General features: G+C 70.9%; 18 protein-coding genes and 1 tRNA gene. 9 read left to right on the top strand and 10 right to left on the bottom strand.

What is annotated here, in order from left to right; translation table 11 throughout:
* The first annotated feature begins 63 nt into the window (after positions 1 to 63).
* Positions 64 to 2496 carry an ATP-binding protein gene (locus VFW66_03400; protein ID HEX5385729.1) on the top strand — a complete coding sequence of 811 codons (2433 nt, stop codon included), beginning with the start codon at positions 64 to 66 and terminating at the stop codon, positions 2494 to 2496.
* 24 nt (positions 2497 to 2520) lie between these two features.
* On the opposite strand, the gene VFW66_03395 is transcribed toward VFW66_03400, so the two are convergent.
* Positions 2521 to 5763, bottom strand: a complete 3243-nt coding sequence (locus VFW66_03395) for a glycosyl hydrolase (GenBank protein HEX5385728.1) — start codon at positions 5761 to 5763, stop codon at positions 2521 to 2523.
* 164 nt (positions 5764 to 5927) lie between these two features.
* On the opposite strand from VFW66_03395, the gene VFW66_03390 reads away from it, so the two are divergent.
* From VFW66_03390 to VFW66_03380, 3 genes are all read left to right on the top strand, one after another.
* Entirely contained in the window at positions 5928 to 6371 is a 444-nt protein-coding gene (locus VFW66_03390) for a hypothetical protein (GenBank protein ID HEX5385727.1), read from the top strand.
* Complete coding sequence (locus VFW66_03385) at positions 6368 to 6766, top strand: hypothetical protein (protein HEX5385726.1); 399 nt, start codon at positions 6368 to 6370, stop codon at positions 6764 to 6766. Before VFW66_03390 ends, VFW66_03385 begins: the two co-directional genes overlap by 4 nt.
* 130 nt (positions 6767 to 6896) lie before the next feature.
* Positions 6897 to 8027 (top strand): acyltransferase, encoded by a 1131-nt coding sequence (locus VFW66_03380; protein HEX5385725.1) that lies wholly within the window; start codon positions 6897 to 6899, stop codon positions 8025 to 8027.
* A gap of 5 nt (positions 8028 to 8032) precedes the next feature.
* Here the strand turns inward: VFW66_03380 and VFW66_03375 are convergent, their stop codons facing one another.
* The 6 genes from VFW66_03375 to VFW66_03350 all read right to left on the bottom strand — a co-directional run bounded on the left by VFW66_03375 (position 8033) and on the right by VFW66_03350 (position 16373).
* Positions 8033 to 9256: an acyltransferase family protein gene (locus tag VFW66_03375; protein ID HEX5385724.1), complete on the bottom strand. Its 1224-nt coding sequence runs from the start codon at positions 9254 to 9256 to the stop codon at positions 8033 to 8035.
* A 144-nt stretch (positions 9257 to 9400) separates the two neighbouring features.
* Positions 9401 to 10954, bottom strand: coding sequence for an efflux transporter outer membrane subunit (locus VFW66_03370; protein HEX5385723.1), 1554 nt, complete (start codon positions 10952 to 10954; stop codon positions 9401 to 9403).
* Entirely contained in the window at positions 10951 to 14151 is a 3201-nt protein-coding gene (locus tag VFW66_03365) for a multidrug efflux RND transporter permease subunit (GenBank protein HEX5385722.1), read from the bottom strand. Before VFW66_03365 ends, VFW66_03370 begins: the two co-directional genes overlap by 4 nt.
* A 5-nt stretch (positions 14152 to 14156) precedes the next feature.
* Entirely contained in the window at positions 14157 to 15299 is a 1143-nt protein-coding gene (locus VFW66_03360; GenBank protein ID HEX5385721.1) for an efflux RND transporter periplasmic adaptor subunit, read from the bottom strand.
* The gene (locus VFW66_03355; protein HEX5385720.1) at positions 15296 to 16060 is read right to left on the bottom strand and encodes a TetR/AcrR family transcriptional regulator; all 765 of its coding nucleotides are present in this window, start codon (positions 16058 to 16060) and stop codon (positions 15296 to 15298) included. Before VFW66_03355 ends, VFW66_03360 begins: the two co-directional genes overlap by 4 nt.
* 242 nt (positions 16061 to 16302) lie before the next feature.
* Positions 16303 to 16373, bottom strand: a tRNA-Cys gene (locus VFW66_03350).
* Positions 16374 to 16547: 174 nt separating this feature from the next.
* Between VFW66_03350 and VFW66_03345 the strand changes: the two genes are divergently transcribed.
* The 5 genes from VFW66_03345 (at position 16548) to VFW66_03325 (ending at position 23002) form a co-directional block, all read left to right on the top strand.
* Positions 16548 to 17009 carry a response regulator gene (locus tag VFW66_03345; GenBank protein ID HEX5385719.1) on the top strand — a complete coding sequence of 154 codons (462 nt, stop codon included), beginning with the start codon at positions 16548 to 16550 and terminating at the stop codon, positions 17007 to 17009.
* A gap of 4 nt (positions 17010 to 17013) precedes the next feature.
* Positions 17014 to 19014, top strand: coding sequence for a TonB-dependent receptor (locus tag VFW66_03340; GenBank protein ID HEX5385718.1), 2001 nt, complete (start codon positions 17014 to 17016; stop codon positions 19012 to 19014).
* Positions 19002 to 19610 carry a YfiR family protein gene (locus VFW66_03335; GenBank protein ID HEX5385717.1) on the top strand — a complete coding sequence of 203 codons (609 nt, stop codon included), beginning with the start codon at positions 19002 to 19004 and terminating at the stop codon, positions 19608 to 19610. The genes VFW66_03340 and VFW66_03335 overlap by 13 nt, the downstream gene beginning before the upstream one ends.
* A 2-nt stretch (positions 19611 to 19612) precedes the next feature.
* Entirely contained in the window at positions 19613 to 21820 is a 2208-nt protein-coding gene (locus VFW66_03330; GenBank protein HEX5385716.1) for an ATP-binding protein, read from the top strand.
* Positions 21821 to 22018: 198 nt separating this feature from the next.
* Positions 22019 to 23002, top strand: coding sequence for a hypothetical protein (locus VFW66_03325; GenBank protein ID HEX5385715.1), 984 nt, complete (start codon positions 22019 to 22021; stop codon positions 23000 to 23002).
* A gap of 47 nt (positions 23003 to 23049) precedes the next feature.
* Here the strand turns inward: VFW66_03325 and VFW66_03320 are convergent, their stop codons facing one another.
* The 3 genes from VFW66_03320 to VFW66_03310 all read right to left on the bottom strand — a co-directional run.
* Positions 23050 to 23745, bottom strand: coding sequence for an energy transducer TonB (locus VFW66_03320; protein ID HEX5385714.1), 696 nt, complete (start codon positions 23743 to 23745; stop codon positions 23050 to 23052).
* Positions 23746 to 23844: 99 nt separating this feature from the next.
* The gene (gene rocF, locus VFW66_03315; protein ID HEX5385713.1) at positions 23845 to 24753 is read right to left on the bottom strand and encodes an arginase; all 909 of its coding nucleotides are present in this window, start codon (positions 24751 to 24753) and stop codon (positions 23845 to 23847) included.
* 18 nt (positions 24754 to 24771) lie between these two features.
* The coding region (locus VFW66_03310; protein ID HEX5385712.1) for a hypothetical protein at positions 24772 to 25519 on the bottom strand (748 nt) is incomplete at its 5' end.

The raw sequence follows: 25519 nt of genomic DNA, 5'->3' as shown, positions 1-25519 counted from the left end.
GCCGGGCGGCACCCGGCGACTCGATGCGTCGAAGCGTGAGCACGACCTCATCGTGAGTACGCCGTGAATACGCCCGCACGCCCCGCCGGCCCGGCTGCCCGGGCCGGGCGCTTGCTCGCGGCCAAGCTCTGGCTCGCGTCGGTCATCTGCTGGTGGGCGCTGGGCATCCCGTTCTCGCGGCTCTGGTGGCTGGTCAATCCGAAGCAGGCCCATGCGATTCTGGTCTGCTACGCCTGGCAGGTGCCGCTCGTGGGATGGCCGGGTGCGGTACTCCTGCCGTGGCTCCTCTGGCGCCGGGTAGCGCGGCGCGCGTCGGAGCCTGACGCGGCGCGCCGCATCGCGCGCTACCCCGGACAGGTCGCCTCGCTTGCGCTCGCCATCAGCATCCTGGGCGCGGGTGTCCGCGCCTTCGTGGTGCACCGCGCGGCGGCGTTGCCGCTGCTCGAGGCGGCAAAGATGGTCGTGCAGGGCTTCGTGATCGGTGCGCTCTTCGCGGCCGCCGCCTACCTGCTGGCCGAGGGAGCCATACGGAAGGCCGAGCTGATGCGCGAGACGCCGGCGATGCCGTTTCCCGCGCGCTCCGGCGGTGTGCTCCAATCGGTGTACAGCAAGGTGCTTTCGATCGCCGTCGCGCTGACGCTCGCGGTCGCCGCGCCGATCCTGCTCTACGGGCTGGGCCAGCGCCAGCTCATGGCCGAAGAGACGCTGGGCATGCAGCTCGAGGACGCGGTCGCGCCGGCGCGATCATACGGTAGCCTCGAGGCGGCGCTGGCGCCGTTCGGGCCCCACGTGTACGGCTTCGTCGCACGCCGCTCGAACCGATTCATTGTGGCCGGGACCGGAGCCGGCCGGATTCTGCTGAGCGATGGGCAGAGCGATTTCGGCGCGGTCGCGACCCGGAGCCGGGGCCATTTCGCGGGCCGCGACCGCGAGCACAAGGTGGTCGCGTTCAACGACGTGCCAAGCCTGCTGCCGGACGGCGATGATGCCATCTTCGTCGCCGTGTCGCCCATGAGCGACTGGCGCGAGGCCGCGCTCCGCTCCACCGGCACGGCCGCGGCGCTCGGCGGCGCCGTGCTGATCGTGGGTCTCGTACTCTCCGCGATGCTCGCGCGCAGCATCGTGGACCCGCTGCGCCAGTTGCACGCGGCCACCGATCGGATGGCCGCCGGCGAGCTCGAGGTGGGCGCGCTTGCGATGGCCGGCGGCGACGAGGTCGCGGCACTCGCACGCGCGTTCGACGCCATGGCGAGGCGGGTCCGCGCCGACGAGAGCGACCTGCGCCGCGCCTACTCCGAGCTCGCGGCCACGCAGGACCGGCTGGTGCAGACCGAGAAGCTCGCCGCCGCGGGACGGGTGATTTCAGGCGTGGCGCACGAGCTCAACAATCCGCTCGCCGCGGTCCTCAATCTTACCGACGAGCTGCTCGGGGTCGAGACCCGCCCGGCGGCAGAGCGCGAGGCACTCGAGGTGGTGTCGGTGCAGGCGCGCCGCGCCCGGAGCATCGTGCGCGAGCTGCTCGCCTTCGTGCGCCGCCGCGAAGACCGCGGCGCGCCCACCGACGTGGCCCTGGTGCTCGAGCGTGCGGTGGACGGACTCCGGCATGAGATGGACCGCACCGGTGTGCGCGTCGCCGTGACCATCGGGCCGAATCTGCCCAGGGTGTACGTGGATCCGGTCGGCTTCGAGCAGATCCTGGGCAACCTCATCACCAACGGCGCGCAGGCGGCCGGCCGCGGCGGCGCGGTGTCGATCGTCGCGCGCGCTGAACGAAACGGCTGCGCGGTCGTGGTGGAGGACGACGGGCCCGGCATTGCACCCGACGTGATGCCGCACATCTTCGAGCCGTTCTACACCACCAAAGCCACGGGCCAGGGCACCGGCCTCGGCCTCTCGGTGTCGCTCGGCATTGCAACGCAGTACCACGGCAAGCTCGAGGTAAGAAACCGCCCCGCGCCCGAGCGCGGCGCCCGCGCGACGCTCTGGCTCCGCGCCGCCGCGGCCGAAACGACGCCGGCGGCCGAGCGCAGGACAGTGGCGCGAGCCACCCCGGCCGACGCCGCGCCCACTGCTACCGCCCTTCCCGCCCTTACCGCCTCTACCGTCTCTTCCAACGGCTCCCGCGACGCCACCGTGCTGCTGGTAGAAGACGAGCCGTCGATCCGCTTCGCGCTCCGGCGTTACTTCGAGCGGCGCGGCTGGCACGTGGATGAGGCCGATGACGGCGAGGCCGGCCTCGCCCGGTTGCTCGGCAAGCCGGCCCAGTCGTACGACGTGATCATCACCGATCTCCGGATGCCCGGCATCTCGGGCACCGAGTTCCACGACCGCTTGTCGGCCGAGCGGCCCGACCTCTTCACCCGGCTCGTCGTCATGAGCGGCGACGTCGCGTCGCCGGAAGCGGCCGCACTCCTCGCCCGCACCGATCGGCCGGTGATCGAGAAGCCGTTCGAGCTGGCCGAGCTGGAGCAGGTCATCCGCGACGTGCTCGGCTGATTGCCGGTCTGAGCGCCCCGCCGCCTACCGGCTCACCGTCGCTCCGGCCGACGCGGGAACTGCAATGTCTCCGAGCCCGAGCTCGCGCGCCTCGGCGTTGAGCGCCGCAAGCTCGGTCGCCACCGGCCCGTGCAGCTCCGCCTCGAGCGCCTCCAGCTCCTTCGATTCCTCGGCGAACACCTCACGCATCCCTTGCGTGGGCGCGCCGTCCGTCTCGGTGGCCCACGTGTACAGTGGCGCAAGCCGCGAGTAGAGCTTCGCCCCGCCCCGCTGCGCGAGGATGTCGTAGACAACCTTGGCACGGGGATTGTGCAGCTTTGCCTCGAGTGAATCGAGCCGCGCGCCGAGCGTGTCGGCGCGGGTAATGAGCGGAGCGGCCTTGGAATTCGTGCGCCACAGCTCGATGCGATCGTCGATCTGGCGCCGCACCGACCGCACCGCCTTCACCGCGTCGGCCACCCGCGAGATCGCGTCCCGCACCGTGAGGCCGAACGTCAATTGCGCCGCGAGGTCGGCCTCGGACACCGTCACTCGCGGGTCGGGCCGGATCACGAGTGGCTGGGTGTAGCTCTTCCCGTCCACCACGAGCCGCACCGTGTAGGTGCCGGGCAGCGCCGTCGGACCCGCCGTCGGATCGCCGGCATCGAGCTTGGCGCCGGGGATCTTTCGTGCGCCCTCGTACGCCAGGTCCCACACCGCGCGCTCCGCGCCCGGCGCCGTGGCGAGCGCCGGCTTCCGCGGATCGGTCGGCTCATCGGGATCATCTTCGGCGTAGTCGGCGGGCTCCGCCGTGCTCTTGAGCGTGCGGACCACCTGGCCGTGGGCGTCGAGAATCTCGAGGCGGATCTCGTCCTTCGGCTTGTCCTTCAGGAAGTAATTGATGATCGCCCCGCGCGGAGGGTTGGCCATCGCGCCGAGCTCGTCGGGCTCGTCGTGCCAGCGCCAGCGGATGGTGGGCTCCGGCGCGAAGAGATACGCGTCCGACGCCGCGATTGATGGTGACATCGCGCGGATGGGCGTGAGATCGTCGAAGATCCAGAGCGAGCGGCCGTGGGTCGCGAGCACCAGGTCGTTGTCCTTCACCTTGAGATCGTGCACCGCCACCGTCGGGAGGCCGAGCTTGAGCGGCTGCCACGATGCGCCGCCGTCGCGCGAGAGCATGACGCCGCGCTCGGTGCCGAGGTAGAGGAGGCCGCGGTGTGTCGGGTCCTCGCGCACGGCGTGCAGGTACGCGTCGGGTGCGAGCCCGCGGGTGATCCGGCGCCAGCTCCGCCCGTAGTCGTCGGTGCGCCAGAGATACGGGTGCATGTCGTCGAGCCGGTGCGCATCCGCCACGAGGTAGGCGGTGCCCGCCGCGAACGGCGACGGCTCGATCGAATTGACCGTGCCCCATTCGGGGAGGCCGGGCACGTTGCGGGTGACGTCGGTCCACGTGGTGCCCCCGTCGCGCGTGAGGTGCACGAGCCCATCATCGCTGCCGACCCAGATGAGTCCCGCCTCGACCGGCGACTCCGCCACCGCGAAGATGGTGCAGTACACCTCGACGCCGGTGTTATCGCCCGTGATCGGCCCGCCCGACCAGTGCTCCTTGCTCTTGTCGTTGCGGGTGAGGTCGGGACTGATCTTGGTCCAGTGCTCGCCGCCGTCGGTGGACTTGAACAGCACGTTGGCCGCGTGATAGACGACGCGCGGATCGTGCGGACTGGTGGCGATCGGCGCGGTCCACTGGAATCGATACTCGAGATCCTCGCCGCCGTGGCCGGACGGGTTGTCCGGATAGATGCCGACGACGCGCGCCTGCCGCGTGCGCTGGTCGTAGCGGGTGATATAGCCGCCGTACTCGCCGGCGTAGAGCACGTTGGCGTCGTCGGGCTCGGGCGCGGTGTAGCCCGCCTCGCCGCCGCCCGCCTGGTGCCAGTCGGAAGGGCGGATGCCGCTCCGGCTCAGGCTGTTGCTCGGGCCCGCGCCGGTGGCGATGTCCTGCATCGCGCCGGAGACGCCGTACGGCACCGCGTTGTCCACCGCCACATGATAGAACTGCGAGATCGGAAGCGGCGGCGCGAACCAGTGCTCGCCGCCATCGCTGGTGATGTCGACGCCGCCGTCGTTGCCGCTGATGACCCGTGCGGGGTTGAGCGGATCGATCCAGATGTCGTGATGGTCGCCATGGTGCGGGCCCTTGACCGAGACGATCGTGTGGCCGCCGTCGATCGTCTTGAGCAGGTTCACCTGGGGAAACCACACCACGTCGGGGTCGCCGGGGTCGATCGTGAGCGTGGTGTAGTACCACGCCCGCTGGCGCAACACGTGGTGCCCGCTCACGCGGCTCCAGCTCGAGCCGCCGTCATCCGAGCGGAAGAGCCCGCCCGAATCCGCCTCGATGAGCGCGTACACTCGGCGTCCGTCCGAGGGCGCGACACGCACGCCCACCTTGCCCCAGATGCCGCCGGGAAGGCCCTTGCCCACGAGATGCGTCCAGGTGTCGCCGCCGTCGCGCGACATGTAGAGCCCGCTGCCGGGGCCGCCGCTCGTGAGCTCCCACGGCCGCCGGCGCGCCTGCCACAGTCCGGCAAAGACGATGTTGGGGTTGGAGGGATCGAGCGCCACGTCGGAGGCGCCGGTGTCGGGATTCTTCTTGAGGATCTGCTCCCAGGTGCGCCCGCCGTCGCGGGTGCGATAGACCCCGCGCTCCGGGTTCGGGCCGAAGGCATGGCCGAGCACGGCGGCGTACGCGACGTCGGGATCGCGCGGGTGCACCACGATGGTGCCGATCTGCCCTTCCTGCCGCCATACCTGCGTCCACGTCTTGCCGGCGTCGGTCGATTTGTAGATCCCGTTGCCCGGCGACACGTTGCCGCGGATGTTGGCCTCACCCGATCCGACGTACACCACGTTCGGGTCCGACGGCGCCACGGCGATCGCACCGGTGGACGCGATCGGCTCGGCGTCGAAAATCGGGGCCCAGTGGATGCCGCCGTCCGAGGATTTCCAGACGCCGCCACCCGTGGTCGCCGCGTAATAGGTCAGCGGATCGCCAGCGACGCCCGAGGCGCGCGCCACCCGGCCGCCCGCCGCGGGTCCGATCGCGCGGAACTTGAGCGCATCGAACGGCGCGGGCCCCTTGTTGGCGTTGTCGGCGGCGCTGTCGACCGAGCTGTCGGGCGCGGCGGCCTGCGCGGAAAGGGGCGTGGGAAGGAGAAGCGTGAGCGCGGCGAGGGCGGCCGGCGCGGTGGTGACGAGCAGGCGCCGACATCGGGAAAGCGGCATACGCGGTCTCGGATGGGTGGTAACGGGACGAGAGCTGTCGTGATGGTTGCCCTGGGGGCTCGGGAAGATGTAAGTCGGGGACGGGGCGGTGGCAAGCGGCAAATCGTGGGCGCCGCCCGGCGCCCGGGGAGGCGCGGTGTCCCCTGTTGCTGTATGCTACGCTGATGCGTTCCCTGCTCCGCCGTGCGCGCCTCGCATTCGCCGTCGCTTTGCTCGTCGCGGCGGGTTCAGCGCTCGGCGGCTGCGGAGCGCGTGCATCGGATTCGGCGCCGGCCGATACCGCGGGCTCGATCGCGGCGGCCGGTCCGGCGGCGAGCGTCGGCTTCCGCACCCGCGACCGCCTCCACGAGCACTACCGGAAGCACGGGCGCGAATTCGGCCACATCACCCAGTCGCAGTACCTCGCCCTCGCCCAGACGCTCCGCGACCGCCCTGCCGGCGGCGACGTGCTGGAGCTCCGCCGCGCCGACGGCGTTGTCACCCGCTTCGACCGCGCGAGCGGCGCGTTCATCGCCTTCGATCCGGACGGCACCATCCGCACCTTCTTCCGCCCGAACGACGGCGAAGCCTACTTCCGGCGCCAGGCCCGCCGGGCGGCCGAGCCATGACGCCGCACGAGCTGGACGAGCTGGTGCGCCGGTGGGAGGCCATCGTGGACGAGGTCGCCCGCGGCTACGATCTCACGCTCGACGATTATCTCAACGACATGGACCTGCGCGAGCGGATCGCCCGCGCGCTCACGGACGACGCGACCGACCCGCCCGGCGCGCCGCACCACGGCCGGCCGCGCAGCGCGCGCCGTGACGAGCGGACCGAGTCCCGCCTTGCCGGCGCCGACGCCCGCTTTCACGAGCTCACCGTGCCGACCGGCCCGATCTGGGGCGCCCCCGTGGCGGCCGACGAGGGCCACGACCCGGCACACCAGTGGTGGTACTTTCGCCGCCCCGCGAACCCCGGCCCCGAGCTCGCGCGCGATCTCGCCGACGCAAAGCTGCTCGACTGATTCGCTCCTGATCCTCAAGGATTGACGCGCGGCGGCACCCGCCTTGCCGCATCGCGCCGGCGCGGCGCCGATGGGCCCATGCGTGAAGCCGCGCGCCGCCGGAAGAGGCGCACTGGCTCTTTCGCGCCCCGTGCGGCGCACCTACCTTGCGGATACCTGCGCCCCCGACGTTGCCGTGAGGCAATCCGCCACCCGCATCCCATCGCTCGATGGGTTGCGCGCTGTTTCGATTCTCTTCGTGTGCCTGGGCCACGTGAGCGGCACGGACGGTTTTCCGCACACCGACCTCCCGCTCTGGATCCTGGGCTCGCTCGGCGTGCGGGTGTTCTTCGTCATCTCCGGCTTTCTCATCACCGGGCTCCTGCTGCGCGAATGGAAGGCCACGGGCCGAGTGTCGCTCCGCCGCTTCTATCTGCGGCGCACGCTGCGCATCTTCCCGCCGTACTACGCGTTCCTCTCGATCATCGCGCTGCTGAACCTCGTCGCATACGTCGACCTCCATCCCGGCGACCTGCTCCGCGCCGCGAGCTATACCACGATCTACGCCCCGCAGGAAACCGCGTGGCCGGTGGCCCATACCTGGTCGCTCTCGGTCGAGGAGCAGTTCTACCTCGTCTGGCCGGCGTTGCTGCTCCTCGGGGGCGTCGGGCGCGGGATCTGGGTGGCGCTCGCGGCCGTGGCGGGGATTTCCGTGATGCAGTGGGGCGCCCACTACCACGCGGTGGTGCCGCTCTGGCCGGCGAGCATCCTGCTCATGTTCCAGACCGTCGGCATCGGCTGCCTGCTCGCGCTCTGGCGCGACTGGCTCTGGCGCCGCCGGGCATATCGAGCCTTTCTCGAGTCGCCCCTCGTGCTGCTCGCACCCGTCGCCGTGGCGTGGCTCTCGTTCTCCGGCATCGATGCCAACGCGCCGAACGCGATGGCCGTGGCCGGCTACGCGGCGATGGACGTGGCGCTCGCCGTCTCCGTTGACTGGTGCGTGCGCCACCCCGGCGGCATCGTCGGCCGGTTGCTCAACTCCGCGCCGATGGTGACCATCGGACTCATGAGCTACTCGATTTATCTGTGGCAGAACCCGTTTCTCGACCGGGGCGCCACCGCGGTGAGTTCAGCGTTCCCGCTCAACCTCGTCCTGACCGCGGCGGCTGCCGTACTGGCTTACTACCTCGTCGAGCAGCCGGCGCTCCGAGGGCGCCGGCGCATCGAGCGCTGGCTCGATAGACGCGGGCGTACCGTGACGGCGGAGTCGGTGGTGGACTAGCGGCGTCACTCCGCCGTGGACTCGCCCCGAATCGCCGGCGGCGACCCAAGCAAGAGCTCCAGGCTGCTCCGCCGCGGTGGCCCATGCACCGCCTCGCCGGGACCCACGCCCTCTCGGCCGATACGATCCCACCAGCTCGGGAGCGTCCACGCGCCGACGACGCGCTCGCCGGCCAGAACCGCCGCAAGCAGCGCGGCGAGCAGCGGGGCGACCAGCAGACACTGCACGAGCAGGTTCACCGCGAACGAGTCGGTGACGACGAGATGCCGCGTCAGCTCCACCGCGACGACCACCAGCGGCCCGTGCAGCAGGTAAAGCCCATACCAGCCCGCGGCCACGCCCATCATTCGCCGGCTGCGCAGGCCGCGACTCAGATAGCGGCCGCGGAGCGTCGCGACGCCGAGCAGGAGCGTGAGCGCGGGGAGCGCGAGCCAGTTGAGCTGGGTGGTGCGCCATACACCCGCCATGAGTGCGAGGGCGAGGAGCGCGACGACATCCCACGCGGGGCTCGTCTCCGGCGGCCGGCCTCCGGCCACGTGCAGGTCCAGCAGCAGAAACCCCGCAAAGAAGACGGGCAGGAATGGAATCGCGGTGAGCGCGAGGCGCGAGCCCGGCGGCACGAGCCACGCTTGCGCGGCGGCCAGCACCACGATGAGCGCCACCAGCACGCCGCGGCGCGCTCGCGCGCTTCGGATTGCGAAGAGGCGCGCGAGGAGCGGTGCCAGCAGGATGAGCTGCACCTCGACCTCGAGAAACCATGTCCCGGCATCGATCGGGTTCGGCTGGCCGAAGACCAGGCTGTGGATGTAGAAGACGCCGGCGAGGTAGTGCGGCACGAGCGTGAGCAGCGATCGGGCCTCGGCGATGGTGAAGCAGCCAAGGAAGAACGTGAGGCCCAGGACGTAGAGCACCCGGTGCGCGCCGATCGCCCGGCGCACGAACGGCCGCCAACGCGGGCAGGGCGCGCCGCCCAGGTAGTGCATCGCGAACGGCCACGCGAAAATGAACCCGCTGCAGAGCACGAGCAGTGCGATGGCCGGATGTCCGTAAGGCGCGAGATCCGCGAGCACGTACCGCGTGGCCGGACCGCTCGCCGAGACTGGCCCGGCGCCGCCGATCTTTACGTAGTAATGCACGACATGGAAGAGCGCGATGAACCCGACCGCGGCGAAGCGGAGGCCGTCGATCTCCCGTGCCCGCAACTCGTGTGACTCACTGCTGCTTGCCATCTCGCCTCCGCCCGCTGGGGAACCCGGGCCCTCGGCCCGCCGGGGCGGACAAGCGATGATGGGAGAGGAAGGGTCCTGCGGCTGCGAGATGGGCAGGACGAGCGGCGTGACGTGGCTCACGCCGATGATGCGCGGCCCGAAGGGTTACGGGTTCCAGGCGCCTCCGATGGCGCGGTAAAGCTGCACGGCGGACGTGAGTTGCAGGAGTTGCGCCTGGCTCAGCCCGAGCTCCGCGGAGAAGAGGCTGCGCTGGGCGTCGAGCACTTCGAGGTAGCTGGCCACCCCGCTCCGATAGCGCACGGCGGCGAGGGCGAGCGCGCGGCGGAGTGCTTCCACCTGCGTGGCCTGCGCCGCGGCCTGGTCCCGCGCGCTTCCGATCGCGGCGAGCGCGTCGCCCGCTTCGCGCAAGCCCACGAGCACCGACTGCTCGTACTGCGCCCGCGCCTGCTCCGCCCGCGCGCGCGCCGCCTCGATCTGGTTGGAAATCCGGCCGCCGGTGAAGAGCGGGAGCGACACGCCGCCCAGCACCTGGTACACCTCGGTCTGTCCGGTGAACAGGTTGCTCGTGTTGGGCGACTGCGAGCCGTACGAGCTCGTGATCGACACCGTCGGCAGCCGTTCCGCCTGGGCCACGCCGATCCGCGCCGTCGCGGCGGCGTACGCACGCTCCGCCTCCGCGATGTCGGGCCGCCGCGCAAGCAGGCTCGCCGGCAGCGAATCGGGCACCACGAGCGCGGCCACCGCGTCGTTGAGCGCGCCGCCGCGCGGAATCGGCGCCGGTGCCTCGCCGAGCAGCACGCTCAACTGGTGCGCCTGCTGGGCGCGCAACCGCTCGAGCGTGGCCAGCGTCGTCGCCGGGACCGCCGCTTCCGCCTCGAACTGCCGCACGTCGAGCTCGGAAATCACGCCCTGTTGGAACCGGCTCCGCGCGAGGCGCAGCGTCTCCCGCCGCGAGGCGAGCGTCCGCTCGGCGATCGTGCGCTCCTGATCGAGCTCGAGGAGTTGGAGATAGCTGGAGGCGACGTCGCTCACCAGCGTCAGCAGCACCGCGCGGTGCGCCGCCTCCTCGACGCCCAGATCGGCGCGCGCCGCCTCGACGCCCCGCCGGATCCGGCCCCAGAGATCCAGCTCCCATGCGAGATCGCCCGTCACCCGCAGGGCGTTGAACGACGTGGGCGGGAATGCGCCCACCGCCACCTGGTTGGTGCTGGCGCTCGCGTTGACGGAGACCTCGGGAAACAGCGGCGAGCGGGCGACGCCCAGCTCCGCGCGGAACTCGCGGATCCGCTGCACCGCCGTCTGCACGTCGCGGTTCTGCCGCACGGCCGTCTCGACCAGCCGCACGAGCGTCGTGTCACGGAGGATATCGAGCCATGCGGCACCGGCGAGCGAGTCGGCGGCGCGCGTGAGCGGCGGCGCCACGCCCGGCGGCGCCACCGCGGGCTCGGGCGTGGGGCCGAGCGGAACGGTGTCGGCGGTGCGTGCGGCGGCGAGCGAGTCGAAGTAGGCGCGCGTCGCACCGGTGTCGGCGCCGGAGCCGAAGTGCGTGTCCGGTGGGACGACTCCCACTGGGTGGTAGCTCGGGCCCACGGCGCAGCCGAGCACGAGCGCCGCGGCGCCGAGCACGAGCGCGCCGACGGCGCGGGCGGCTGTCGTGCGCGCGCCCGGCGTGCGCACCCCGCGTGCGGGGGCGCTCACCGCGCGCTTTCCGGCAGTCGCGCCGCCTCGCGTTGAACGTCCTTGTGCTTGCGACGCTCATCGGTCCGCTCCGCCGCCCCGCGGATCACCCGGAAAAAGAGCGGGATGAAGAAGATCCCGATCGTCGTGGCGAAGAGCATACCGGCGAACACGCCGGTGCCGAGCGAGTGCCGGCTCGCCGCGCCCGCACCGCTCGCGATGACGAGCGGCGACACGCCGAGGATGAACGCGAACGACGTCATGAGGATCGGCCGGAACCGCTCGCGCGCCGCCTCGACGGCCGCCTCGCGGAGCGGCGTGCCCCGCACCCGCATGTCGTTGGCGAACTCGACGATGAGGATCGCGTTCTTGGCCGCGAGCCCCACCACGGTGATGAGCCCCACCTGGAAGTAGATGTCGCTCGGCGTGCCCCGGAGCCAGATGCCGAGCAGCGCACCGAGCGCCCCGAACGGCACGCCAAGCAGCACGGCGAACGGAATCGACCAGCTCTCGTACTGCGCGGCGAGCACGAGAAACACCATCACGAGCCCGAGCGCGAAGACGAGCCCGGCCTGCCCGCTGCCGGCCCGCTCCTGGAATGACTGGCCGGAGTAGGCGATGCCCACCCCCTGCGACGCGAACTTCGCGGCGACGAGCTGGTCGAGCTGATCCAGCACCTCGCCCGAGCTGCGCCCGGCCTTGGGATTTCCCGTGATCAGCGCCGAGCCGAAGCCGTTGAAGCGGAGGAGCTGCGTGGGCCCGCTGCGGAACTCCGTCCGGGTGAGCGCCGACACCGGAATCATTTCGTCGTTGCGCCCCCGCACGTAGAGCCGGCCGATGTCCTCAGGCGTTCTCCTGAACTGCGGCTGCGCTTCCGCCTGCACCCGGTAGGTGCGGCCGTAGAGATTGAAGTCGTTGATATAGAGCGTCGAGAGAAACGTCTGCAGCGTGCTGAAGAGGTCGGTGAGGCTCACGCCACGCGACTTGGCCGCGGCGCGGTCCACGTCGACGTACACCTGCGGTACGTTGGCGCGGAAGTTGGTGTTGACCCCCTGTACCGCCGGGAGCTGGTTGGCCGCCGCCACGAACTCCTGCACCTTCGTGGCGAACTCGGCCACGCTCTGCCCGCTTCGGTTCTGCAGGTTGGCCTCGACGCCCGACGTGGCACCCAGGCCGGGTATCTCCGGCAGGTTGAACGCGAAGCCGATCGCGTCCTTCATCCCGAACAGCTTGGCGTTCACCCGCCCGGTGATGTCGTCGATGGACTGGCCGGCGCCCCGTTTCTCCCACGGCACCAGGTTGATGAAGATCGTGGCGCTGTTGGTCTGGTTGGTCCGCGTGAGGATGTCGAGTCCGCCCAGGGCCACGATGTTCTGCACCGACGGCTCCGCCTTGAGGAAGCCCTCCACCCGCTGCATCACCTGCTCGGTGCGCTGCAGCGACGCGGCATCGGGGAGCTGCAGCGCGATCGCGAAGTAGCCCTTGTCCTCCGTCGGAATGAACGCGCTCGGAATCGTCCGCCAGAGCACCACGGCGAGCGCCACCAGGACGGCGAATACTGCGAGCCAGAGCCGCGGCCGGCCGAGCATGCGGCCCACGCCGCCGGTGTAGCCCCGCGTCACCCGCGCAAAACCGCGGTTGAACGCACCGAAGATGCCGCCCTGGTGCGCCTCGTTCGACTCCTTGAGCAACATGGCGCAGAGCGCCGGAGTCAGGGTGAGCGCCACGAGACCCGAGAGCACGACGGAGATCACCAGCGTCACCGCGAACTGCTTGAACATCTCGCCCGTCACCCCGCCGAGGAACGCGACCGGCACGAACACGGCGCAGAGCGAGAGCACGATGGCGACGAGCGCCGGCGCCACCTGGCGGATGGCGCGGTCGGCGGCGGGGCGCGCGGCGAGGCCTTCGCTCGCCATGATGCGCTCCGTGTTTTCGATCACCACGATCGCGTCGTCCACCACAATGCCGATCGCGAGCACCAGCGCGAAGAGCGTCAGCACGTTGATGGTGAAGCCGAGCATGAGGAGGCCGAGGAACGTGCCGATGACGCTCACCGGCACCGCCAGCATCGGGATGAGCGTCGCCCGCCAGCTCTGGAGGAAGACGAACACCACGAGCGTCACCAGCAGCATCGCCTCGACCAGGGTGGTGACCACCTCCTTGATCGATGCGGTGACGAATGGCGTCGTGTCGAACGGGATCGCCCAGTGCACGCCGGCCGGCAGGTTGCGCGCGAGCTCCGCCATGCGCTTCACCGTCGCGTCCTTCACCGCGAGCGCATTGGCGCCGGGCCGGAGATAGATGAGCAGCGCCGCGAACGGCTTGCCGTTGAGCCGGCCCACGAGGTCATAGTTGCGCGAGCCGAGCACCACGCGGCCCACGTCGCGGATCCGGATGAGCGCGCCGTCGGGCTTGGCGCGCACCACGATGTCGGCAAACTGCTCGGGGGTCTTGAGCCGGCCGAGCGCCGTCACCGGCAGCGTGAGCTCGGTGCCGGGCGGCGCCGGCTCGCGCCCCACTCGGCCCGCCGGGTTGGTGGCGTTCTGCTCCCGCACCGCGGCCGCCACATCGCCCGTGGTGACGCCGAGCTGCGCCATCCGGTCGGGGTCGAGCTGGATCAGCATCGAGAACTCGAGACCGCCGAACGTGTTGGCGTTGCCGATGCCTGGCACCCGCTTGATCTCGTCCTCGATGTAGAGGCGGAGGTAGTTGGTGAGGTACGCGGCGTCGTACCGCGGATCGTCCGAGGTGAGCGCCACGACGCCGAGAATGTCGGTGTTGGCCTTGAGGATGGTGACACCGTTCTGCCGCACGGCATCGGGAAGCTGCGGTTCGGCGAGCTGCACGGCGTTCTGCACGTCGACCGCCGCCAGGTCCTGGTCGCGCGTGACGTCGAAGTACACGTTCAGGCTCATCGTCCCGTCGCTCGCGTTGGCCGACGAGTAGTAGAGCAGTCCCTGCAACCCCGAGAGCTGCTGCTCGATCGGCGCCGCCACGGCTTCGGCCACGTCCTCGGCGGTGGCGCCGGGGTACGTCGCCTGCACCGTCACGGCGGGCGGCGTGATCTGCGGATAGCGCGAGATCGGCAGCAGCCGGATGGCGAAGATGCCGAGCAGCGTGATGACCAGGCTGATGACGACCGAGAGCACCGGCCGCCGGATGAAGAAGTACCTGATCTCGGCGTCCGCGTTGGCCGCGCCGGGCTTTCGGGGCATGTCGTTCACCGCGTGGCCCCGAGCTGCGAGGTTTCGGTGTCGAGCGCCGCGCTGTCGGCGCCGGCGGCACCGGTCGTGTCGGCGGCCGGCACCGGATGCACCGGCTGGCCCGCCGCGACCTTCTGCACGCCGTCCACGATCACCCGCTCACCCGCGGCGAGGCCGCGGTCGACGATCCAGAGCCCGCCGCTCCAGGGGCCGGGCTCGATGTCACGGGTGGCCACGGTGTCGCCCTTGCCCACCACGTACACGAACTGGCGGCCGAGCGCCTGCTGGACGGCGCGTTGCGGCACGGCGAGCGCGCTGTCGCGCACGAAGCCGGTGAGCCGCACCCGCACGAACTGGCCGGGTACGAGCAGGTGGTCGTCGTTGTCGAACCGGGCGCGGAACTCCTGCGTGCCGGTCGTGGCATCGAGCGACGGCGCCACGAAGTCGAGGTGACCGGTGCGCGGCAGCGGCGATCCATTGGGCAGCGTCACGTGCACGGCGAGCTGGCTCCCCGGCTGGACGAGTGCGCGGCTCTCGGGGTGCTCCTTCCAGTCGAGCAGTTGCTGGGCCGAGGGACGGAAGCTCACGTAGATCGGATCGAGCACGTCGATCGTGGTGAGGATGTCGTCGGACCCTCGGACGCGGGCGCCCACGTCGAGCATGGTGCGGCCCACCCGGCCCGCGATCTCGGCGCGCACCACCGTGTCGTCCAGATTCTTTTTCGCTTCCGCGAGCGCCGCCTCGGCCGATTGCACCTCGGTGCGCGCATTGTCGACGTCCTGCTGCGCCACCGCGTTCTGCGCCAGCAGCGGCTCCAGCCGCGCGAGCGTGCGGCGGGCGTTCTGCGCGCGGGCAAGCGCGTTCTGGTAGGCGGCCTCGGGGCGGACGCGGTCGAGCCGGTAGAGCACCTGGCCGGGCTTGACGAAGGCGCCTTCGGTGAAGGGGCGCGCCTCGATCACGCCGTCGATCCGCGCGCGCACTTCCACACGGCGGTACGGCTGCACCTCGCCGGTGAACTCGTAGGATTCCGGCACGGGCCGCGGTGCCAGCGTTACGACGGCGACCTCGGGGGGCGGCGGCGCCTGGGGCGGCGCGGCATGCTTGCAGCTCGAAGCGACGAGGAGCGCCAGCAGGCCGGCAATGGATCGAGACGATTTCATGCATCCTCCGCCCGCGTGCGGGCTGCGGCGCCCTTGCGGGGTGTTCGCGCGCTAGCGCGGTTCGCAGTCTTGCGGTGCGCTAGCGTGCCGTCCGCCTTCACGTATCGATGCACCAGCTCGCGCACCACCTTCCACGTCGCCTCCCGGCTCGGCATGTCGGCATCATAGGGCGCGAACGCTGAAACCTTCTGCGCGACGCCGAGCACCGTGTACCCGATGATCCGCGCGGTGACGTCGGAATCGACCCGGCGGAACTCTCCCGAGCGGATGCCGGTCTCGAGGGTGGCGCCCATGAGCCGCCGCCAGCGGCCGCTCAATTCTCGGCAGAGCAGCCGGCCGGATTCCGGAAAGTCGGCCGAGTCGACCTGGGTCACCTGGATCAGTTCGAGCGTGCCGGGCGACCAGGTGTGCTCCCAGAGTCGGCGGAGCATCTGGTCGAGCCGCACGGTTGCGGAGGTGGGCGCGTCCTCGTCCGCGAGGAGCGCTTCTTCCTGGGCGATGAAGCCGACGAACCGCTCGGCGATCACGGCCTGGAAGAGCCCACCCTTGGAGCCGAAGTAGTGGGAGACGGTGCCGGGGCAGACGCCGGCGCGCTCGGCCACGTCGGCCAGGGTGGCGCGCTCGAAGCCGCAGCGGCCGAAGGTCGAGACGGCGGCATCGATGATCTCGCGCCGCCGCTCGGCGGGGCGGCGCTGCCAGCGGGGCGAGCGGGGACAAAGCTCCACGTCGGCGGCGGGTGTGGCGCGGGGTTGTCGGAGCACGGTGGCCGCCTTTGGCGAGGGATGCCAATAATTGAGCGTGCAAATAATAGAGGCGGGCGCGAAAGGCGCAAGAGCGCGCGGCGCGCGAGTTCGGAGGCACGGGACCTTGCCGGCGCCGCGAAATGGTCGCGGCGAACATCGCGGAGCGGTTGGCTGTGGTGTGTACGACGGCGCGGTGGGGCTCGAATCAGCCGGCACCCTCAGGCTCACCGGTGCGGCTCGGCGCAATTGCGTCTGCTGCAAGGCGCCGGACGGAATCGAACCGTCGATCGAGGTTTTGCAGACCTCTGCCTTACCACTTGGCTACGGCGCCGGAACTCGAAGGGAATCGAAAATATAGCTCGGGGCCGGCGGGGGACGATAGCGCCATTCAAGCATCGAATGCCGTCCCCAGCACCCGCCGCCCTTGACGCAAGTTCCCCGCGGGCCATGTTAGGCACACGCATCGCTCGACCGCCACCGTAGTCCTGTCCCCGGAGTTCCCGCAATGCCCTGCGGCCCCACCCTTCTGCTCCTCGACGCCGATGCCCGCGACGGCTACGCCGGCTGGCGCCCCGCCCCCGATGATGACCCGGGCGGCGCGACCGCGCCGCATCTCGGCCGCGTCCTCGTGGTGGATGACGAGGAGATCGTCCGGTCCTACGTCGCCCGCCTGCTGCAGGAAAGCGGCTACGGCGTGGCGGTGGCCCCCGACGGCGCGCGGGCCTGGCGCCTGATCGAGACCGATTCCGACGGCTTCGATCTCATCATCACCGACGTGCGCATGCCCCACATGGATGGCTGGCAGCTCGGACGCCGCCTCGCCGAGCGCCGCGCGCCGATTCCCGTGCTCTACATCTCTGGATTCGACATCGAGCCGCCGGCCTCCGTCGCAGCCACGTTCCTCCGCAAGCCATTTGACCCCGAGGAGCTGCTCCGCAGAGTGACCCGCCTGCTGCGCCCGGACTGACCCGGTGCGCCGCGCCACCCTTCTCGCCACCGCCGCGATCCTCCTGCCGGTGGCGCTGGCCGGCCAGCAACCGGCGCCGGACCAGAGCCTGGGCGACCTCGACATCACGCAGTTGGCGCGGATCCGGGTGACCTCCGTGAGCCGGCGCCCCGAGCCGATTTCCGAGGCCGCCGCCGCGGTCTTCGTGATCACCCGCGAGGACATCGAGCGCAGCGGCGCGGCCTCGCTCCCCGAGGCGCTCCGGCTCGCGCCGGGGCTCGAGGTGGCGCGTGCCGGCGCGCGCGAATGGGCGATCAGCGCGCGCGGGTTCAACGAAGTGACTTCGAACAAGCTGCTCGTGCTGATCGACGGCCGCGCCGTCTACTCGCCCCTCTTCGCGGGCGTCTTCTGGGACGTGCAGGATGTCGTCCTGCAGGACATCGACCGCATCGAGGTGATCCTCGGGCCCGGCGCCACCCTGTGGGGATCGAACGCGGTCAACGGCGTCATCAACATCATCACCCGTCCGGCGGCGGAGACCACGGGCGGTCTTGCGCTGGCGCATGTCGGCACCGAAGACCGGGTCGGCGGCACCGTGCAGTACGGCGGCGCGCTCGGGCGAGCCGTCGACGCGCGCGCCTACGCGCGGTATCTCTACCAGGACCCGGCGGATCTCACTACCGGCGACCCGGCCCCCGACGACTGGCGCATGGGACAGGGTGGGTTCCGCCTCGACGCGCGCCTGTCGCCGCGGGACAATGTCACCCTCCAGGGCGATGTCTATGTCGCCCGGGGCGGCGAGCGCCAGCAGCTCCCCACCCCGGACCCGCCGTTCACCGCGCTCACCGCCTACGACGTGCGTACGCACGGCGGCAATCTGCTCGGGCATTGGAGCCGGCGGCTCTCCGGCGCGAGCGAGCTCTCCGCGCGGGCCTACGTCGACCGGAACGTGCGTGACCAGGCGCCCTACTTCGGGCGCGCCGCGCTCACGACCGCCGACGTCGAAGTGCAGCACCGCTTCATCCTCGGCGGCCGCCACGACATCGTGTGGGGTCTCGGCGCTCGGCTCAACGCGGACGACATCTCGGGCGCGTACCCCGTCTCGTTCGAGCCCTCGAGCCGCACCACGCACCTCGTCACCGGATTCCTGCAGGACGACATCGCGCTTGGCGCGAATGGCTGGCATCTCACCCTCGGCACCAAGCTGGAGCACAACAGCTTCAGCGGGCTCGAGGTACAGCCGAACGTCCGGCTGCTCTGGCAGCTTACTCCGCGGCACACCCTCTGGTCGGCCGTATCGCGGGCGGTGCGCATCCCGTCGCGGGTGGACACCGACATCTTCGAGAACGCGGTCACCGCTCCGGGCCCGCCGCCGGTGACAGCCGTGGTCGAGGGCAACGACGATTTCGCGGCCGAGCGGCTCATCGCGTACGAGCTGGGCTACCGGGGCCACCCGGTGAGGGGCCTCGCGCTGGATGCCGACCTCTTCTACAACGACTACAGCCGCATCCGTGCCTTGCTTCCGAGCTCGGTCGGCAGGGTGGACGGGCGGCTGGTGCTTCCGTTCGCGATTGTCAACGACGCCACCGCGGCGAGCTACGGCGGTACGCTCGCCGCCACGTGGCAGACCACGCGGCGGATGCGGCTCCGCGCGAGCTATACCTACCTGCACAGCACCATCGAGCCTGACGAGAGCACCCCGAATGCGCTCCCCGATTTCGTCGCTCAATTGAATCCGCGCCACGAGGCTGCTCTTCGCTCCTCCTTTTCGCTGCCGGCCGCCGTGGATCTCGATCTTGCACTGCGCTACGTCTCTGCGCTGCACCCGCCCGCCATTCCCGCGATTCCGGATTATCTCCAGGGCGACGCGCGCGTCGCCTGGTCGGTCCGCCCCGGTCTCAGGGTGGCGCTGGTGGGGCAGGACCTGCTCGCGCCGCGCCACGCGGAGTTCCGCCCGGGCCCCTTCGAAGCCGAGCGGCGCGCGATCGAACGCCGGGTTCGCCTCGACCTCGAGTGGCGCTTCTAGCGGCTGGACTGTCGCGCGCCCGCCGGCGGGGCCCGCGCTGCGGCATCGTTGGCCCGCCCGCGGCGCTGTTCCTGCTGCTCGGGTTCGGCATCGGCACCGCCGGCGCCCAGGTGCCCGCCTCGGAGCTCGAGGCCGGAGTGAAGGCCGCCTACCTCGTCAACTTCACCCGTTACGTCGAATGGCCCAGCTCGGTGGTGCCCGATTCCGAGGCGCCGCTCATGCTCTGCGTGGCCGGGCTGGGGACGTTCCGCGGCATCCTCGATCGCGTGCTGGCGGAGCGGCGGCAGCGCGGGCGCGTGCTGCAGACCCGGAGCGTCGATTCCCCGTCGGCGGCGGATCGTTGCAACCTGCTCTATCTTCCGCCGGATACACCCGATGAAGCCGAGTGGCTGAAGGCGATTCGCGGCCGGCCCGTCCTGAGCGTCGGCGAGGGCGCGCAGTTCGTCGATCGGGACGGCATGATCGGATTTGTGATCGTGAACGAGACGGTACGCTTCGGGATCAATCTGACCGCGGCCAGAGCGGCCGGCCTGCGGATCAGCTCGCGGGTGCTGAGCCTGGCGACCCGGGTGCAGGACGAGCCGGGGGAGCGCTGAGCGTGCGAGCCTTCCGTGACCGTCCGATCCGCCAGAAGGTGGGCATCCTGATCGCGCTCGCCTCCATGGGCGGCGTGGCGCTCGCGGCCGCGGCGGTCACGATCTACGATCTCACGACCTTCCGGCCCCGCGCGGTGAGCGACGTGACCACGCTCGGCGCCATCGTCCGCACCAACACCGTCCCCGCCTTGCTCTTCGACGACTCCGCCGCCGCTCGCGAGAACCTCGCGACGCTGCGCAGCCGCGCCGAGATTGGCGCTGCCGCCGTGTACCGCCCCGACGGATCGCTGTTCGCGTCCTACCGGCGCGCGGGCGCGCCGCCGCTCCTGGCACCGCCGCCCGCGGACTCCGGTCTGGTCGTTCAAGGCGACGAGTTGGTGCTGACGCTGCCGGTGGCGTCCGACGACCAGCCGCTCGGCTGGCTCCGGCTGCAGTACCGGCTGCCGACCTTCTGGCAGCGGCTTCCGCCGTACGCCATCGTCGTCGTCGTGGTGCTCATCGCGGTCGGCGCGACGGCGATCCTGCTCCTCGCGGCGCTGGGCCGCTCGGTCGCGACACCGCTCCTGGGCCTCGCCGACACCGTCCGCCGCCTCACCGCGACCCGCGATCTCACGCTCCGCGTGCCGGCGCACGCGGACGACGAGATCGGGGCGCTGACGGATGGGTTCAACCGCATGCTCGACACGCTGCAGGAACGGGATGCGGCGGTGCAGGAACGGGCGGCCGCCCTGCGCGAGAGCGAGGCCCGCCTCCGGCTCGCGCTCGGCGCCGCGAGCATGCGCACCTGGGTGCTCCCGCTGGGCCCCACGATCGATGAGGCGGCGCTCGGGACCCTTCTCGAGGGCGCGAATCCGGACGACGCAGCCAGGGTGCGGCAAGCAATCGCGCAGGCCATCAGCGACCGCGGCTCGGTGGAGACGGAATTCCGGCGGACGGGGCCGGACGGCGAGGAGCGCGAGATCGCGATCCGCGGTCACGCGTATCTCGACGCGCCTGGTACGCCGGGCCAGCTCATCGGGGTATTGCAGGACGTCACCGATCGGCGCAAACTCGAGCGCCAGCTCATGCAGGCGCAGAAGATGGAGGCGATCGGCAACCTCGCCGGCGGCATCGCCCACGACTTCAATAACCTGCTCACCGGCATGCTCGGCTATGTGAGATTCGCGCAGCGGCGACTTCCCGAGGGCACGCAGGTGCGGAGCGACCTGGACCAGGTGGAGCGCGCCGCCCGGCGCGCGGCCTCGCTCACCTCGCAGCTCCTCTCGTACGCCCGGCGCCAGATGGTGCTGCCGACGCTGGTGAATCTGAACGAGGCGGTGCGCGCGCTCGAGCCGCTGCTCCGGCGCATCCTGGGCGAGGACATGACGATCGAGGTGCGGCTCGCGCCCTCGCTCCCGCCCACCCGCGTGGACCCCGGCCAGCTCGAGCAGGTGCTGGTGAACCTCGCGGTGAACGCGCGAGACGCCATGCCGGTCGGCGGCCGGCTCGAGATCACCACCCGCGAGATCGAGTTGGCTCCGGCGGAAGCGGCACGGCGTGAGCTCGTGCCGGGCGCGTATGTCGAGCTGGCGGTCGCCGATACCGGCACCGGCATCGCCCCCGACATCATGAATCGGATCTTCGAGCCCTTCTTCACCACCAAGCCGGTGGGCCAGGGCACCGGCCTCGGGCTCGCGATGTGTTACGGCATCGTGAAGCAGGCAGAGGGAGAGATCCTGGTGGAGAGCGAGTTGGGACACGGCGCCACATTCCGCGTGCTGCTGCCGGTCGCAACCGAAGAGACCGAGCCCGCCAGGCCCGAGGCCGGCGGCGGCTCGATGCAGGGTCGCGGGACGGTGCTCCTGGCGGAGGATGACGCCGCCGTGCGTGCGCTCGCGGCGCGGACGCTCCGCGAGGCCGGCTATCACGTGCTGGAAGCGGACGACGGTGGCGCCGCGCGCGTGCTCGCGGCCGAGCATGCTGCCGAGATCGACCTGTTGATCACCGACGTCACGATGCCGGTGGCGTCGGGTCCCGAGCTGGTGCAGGCGCTCCGGACGCGGCGCCCGAGCGTGCCGGTGCTCCTCATCTCCGGCTACGCGGCCGACGCCGTGAGCGGGCGGGGAGCGCTCGAGAAGGATGCTCTCTGCCTGGCAAAGCCGTTCACGCCGGACGAGCTGCTCGCGGCCGCGCGCGGCGCGGTGGACGCATCGCGGCCGGCTACGGCCTGACCGCAGGCGGCCGGCCCGCTCGCGGCGGCCCTCGGAAATTGCACGAGTTCGGGAAAGAAGTCAGAGTTCGCGCGTGCCCGCGCGGCCCCCTTCGACGGGATCCCGCGCGGACCGCTTCTTGCCGCGTCCCCCGCGCCGTCGTTCGCACACACGTTCACTCTCCGCTCGTCGCGGTCCACCCAATTCCAAGGAGCGCGCATGCCCGCCGCGCCGCTCGCGCCCGACGCGCCCCGCGCGCGCCGCCGCGCACGCTTCCGGGTTGCCTTCATAGCCGTCACCAGCGCCGCCACCCTCGCCGGCACCGCCGCCCTGCTCGCCTGCGCGGGCGAGCCCGGCGGCCCCACGGCCGTCGCCGATCCGCCCGGCGCCGAGTCGCCCGGCAGCGGCGTGCCGGGATCGCCCACGCCGCCGCCCGCGCCTTCCACCGCACGCATCGACACGATTTTCCGTGACGACTTCGAGTCCAACACGCTCGCCTCCTGGGACGACGGCAAGGACTCGCCGCTGCATGAGGTGCTCGCTGATGCGGCGCTCGCGCATGGCGGCAGCCACGTGTTGCGGATGACGTATCCCGCCGGCGAAACCGGCGGCTGGCTCACCCGCTGGTTCATGCCAGGCTACGATTCGCTCTATGTTCGTTATTACGTGCGCTTCGAGTCCAACTGGACCGGCGGCACCAAGCTGCTCAGGGTGCGCGGCTCACGGATTGACGACCGCTGGTCGGCCTTTGGCACTGCGGGTCTCTGCCCCGATGGGTACCAGTGGTTTTCGACCGGCGTCATCGCGTGGCCCGCCAAGGGCGATCCGGGCCCGCTGCAGCTCTACAGCTACTACCCCGCGATGGCGCGCGAGGATGACGGGAAGACCTGTTGGGGGCGCTTCGGCACCGGGGAGGCCACCTATTACCCGCCGCTCACGGCCTCGCGCGGAACGTGGCACAAACTGGAGTACTGGGTGAAGCTGAACGCGCCGGATGCATCGGACGGCGCGCAGCGATTCTGGCTCGACGGCGTGCTTCGCGGAGAGTGGTCGGGAATCGCCTTCCGCAAGACGACCGACCTGCGACTCAATTCCATCATGATCGACGGCTCGCTCACCGGCGTCGGCGCGCCGCCCGAGCCCGTCACCCGCCACCTCTACGTGGATGACATATTCGTCGCCACGGCAAAGCCGCCGGAGTAGTCGCTGGCGGCTGGTGTTGCCGGGGTGCGGCCCCCAACAGCGGCCGGTCAACTGATCTGGCGAACCGGCGGCGCAATGGTGAAGCGGAAGTGCTGCTCGACGAGCTGCCGCACCTTGTGCCGGCCGCGCACCGCCGGCCGGAACCGCATCAGGCCGAGCGCCCGGCGCACCGACGCCGAGAAGGCGGGGTGCGGGCTCGTGAGCAGGCGGATCGTCGTGGTGTCGACCATGCCACTGGTGTCCACCACGAACTGCGCGTAGACCACGCCCTCTGTGCCGGTTGCGAGCAGCTCCGGCGGATAGACGGGCGCGGCGCTCGTCTCGTAGCGCTGCACCACCGAGTCCACCTCGAGCACGCTGAAGACCGAGTCCGGCTGCCGCACGTCGGGCCCGACCGGCAACTCGCCCTTCGCGCCGCTCTTGGGCCGCTTGCCGCGGCGGCCGTGCGCGTCTGCGTGGGTGAGCCAGCCTTCACCCGGCCTCGTGAGCTCGCTCCCGTCTTTCAGATCTCCGCCCTCGCGCCCCCATTGCATGATCGCCGGCTGGCTCGAGCTCGCGGCCACGCGGTCGGGCGGCAGCAAGAAGAAAACGCGTGCCTCCCGCGCGTTGCTCGGGAGGACACGCCCGCCGCTGGTCACGGCAATGGCGCCTACGATGACCGCCCCGTGCGCGAGCAGGCTCAGCAGCGCGCATTCGGCGGACTGGAGAAAGTGGCGGTCGGATTCGAGGAGGGTGACTCTCATGGTCGCCTGCCGACCCGGAGCGGGGGTACCTGACGCTCAATATATGGAGGGCCGTCCCGCGCCTTGCAAGCACATTGTCGCGGTCTGGAACTGCCGCCACTAAAGAATCTTCTGCCCGAACGCGCTCCCCACGAGCCCCACCGCGAGCTCCGCCGTCCGGTTGTGGTCGTCGAGCACCGGATTGATCTCGACCACGTCCATCGACACCATCCGCCCCGTGTCGGCCAGGAGCTCCATGGCGAGGTGCGCTTCCCGGTACGTGGCCCCGCCCGCCACCGGCGTGCCCACACCCGGCGCGTCGCGCGGATCGATCCAGTCCACGTCGAGTGACACATGGAGCCCGTCCGTGCCCGCGCCGGCGATGGCAAGCGCATCCTCCATCACCGCCTTGAGCCCGCGCTCGTCGATCTCCCGCATGGTGAACACGCGAACTCCGTAGCGCCGCGCGTGCTCCCGCTCGGCCGGATCGAGGTCGCGGATGCCGACGAGCGCCGTGTTCTCCGCTCGGACGGCCGGCGCGGGCGACGCGATCCCGGCCATGCCAGCGTCGCCGTAGCCCAGCAGGTGCGCCACCGGCATTCCGTGCACGTTGCCGCTCAGCGTGCTCGACGGGGTGTTGAGGTCGCCGTGCGCGTCGAGCCAGAGGAGCCCGAGGCGCTGTCCCCGCTCCGCGAGCGCGGTCGCGACGCCCGCCGCCGACCCCGCGCCGAGCGAGTGGTCGCCGCCCAGCACGAGCGGCGCGAATCCCTCGCGCACCGCCTGCGCGGTGGCGGCGGCAATGTCGCGGCAGACTTCGGTGATGGTGGGCAGGTATCCGACGGGCGACGCGACACCGGTGAGCGAGGCGCGGTCGGGAATGCGCAGGTTGCCGATGTCCTCGACTTCGCCGCCGAGCGCCGCGAGCCGAGGCCCCAGCTGGCCGATTCGCAGGCTCGACGGCCCCATGTCCACCCCGCGCCGGCTCGCGCCCAGATCGAGCGGTACGCCGATCATCCGGATCCGGCGCATCGGCGCGCGGTTCCGGCCCTACGCCACCGCTGGGCGCGCCGCGCGCATACCGGGGCGCAGAGCGATCGGCGCGGCCGCGCCGTTCGCCTTGAGGTACGCGTTGGGATCGTGCATCATCGCGCCCGCGGGCAGGTACTCGAAGAGAGGGCCCAGATCTCTGCGGATATGGTCCACGTAGAACGACGGCAGCGCGGTCGTCTTCCCTTCCATGAAGTCGCGCACCGATCTATCGGTGTCGAGCAGCCCCCGCATTGCCGCGTGGTACTTGACCCGCCCGAATCCCTCCGACGAAACCGCCCGCATGACATTCATCCACTTGGGGATCGCGGTGCGCGTCGCGCGGAACCGCCGCCCGATGGCGCGCCAGGAGAACGAGTGGCGCGACACGTCCACCAGCCCGTCGTAGAATTCGGGCCAGCTGTAGTGCTTGGGCCGCACGTTCATCGCGTGGTTGTTGTTGAGGAAGTGGAACGGGAACGGCAGCACCCGGCCGGCGCGCTGGTACTCGAGATTCATCGGCGCCGCGCGGCCAAACGCCGAAAGCAGCGAGTACGCGGGGAACGCGCCGGGGCAGAGATCGATGAACCGCTTGGTGAGCTCGAACGGCTCGGGTCCCATGTCGCCGTCGAGGCCCAGCACGAAATTGGTCTGGATGTAGGGGATGTAGCGGAGGATGAGGTTCACGTGCTCGGAGACCTGTTGCACCTTGTCCATCCCGGTGCGGCGGGTCTTCGATTTATTGCCCAGATCGTACCACGACTCGATG

Source organism: Gemmatimonadales bacterium (assembly GCA_036279355.1).
GTDB lineage: Bacteria > Gemmatimonadota > Gemmatimonadetes > Gemmatimonadales > GWC2-71-9 > DASQPE01.
Note: the sequence above shows the minus strand (reverse complement) of the source record. Positions and strands in the feature narration are given on the sequence as shown.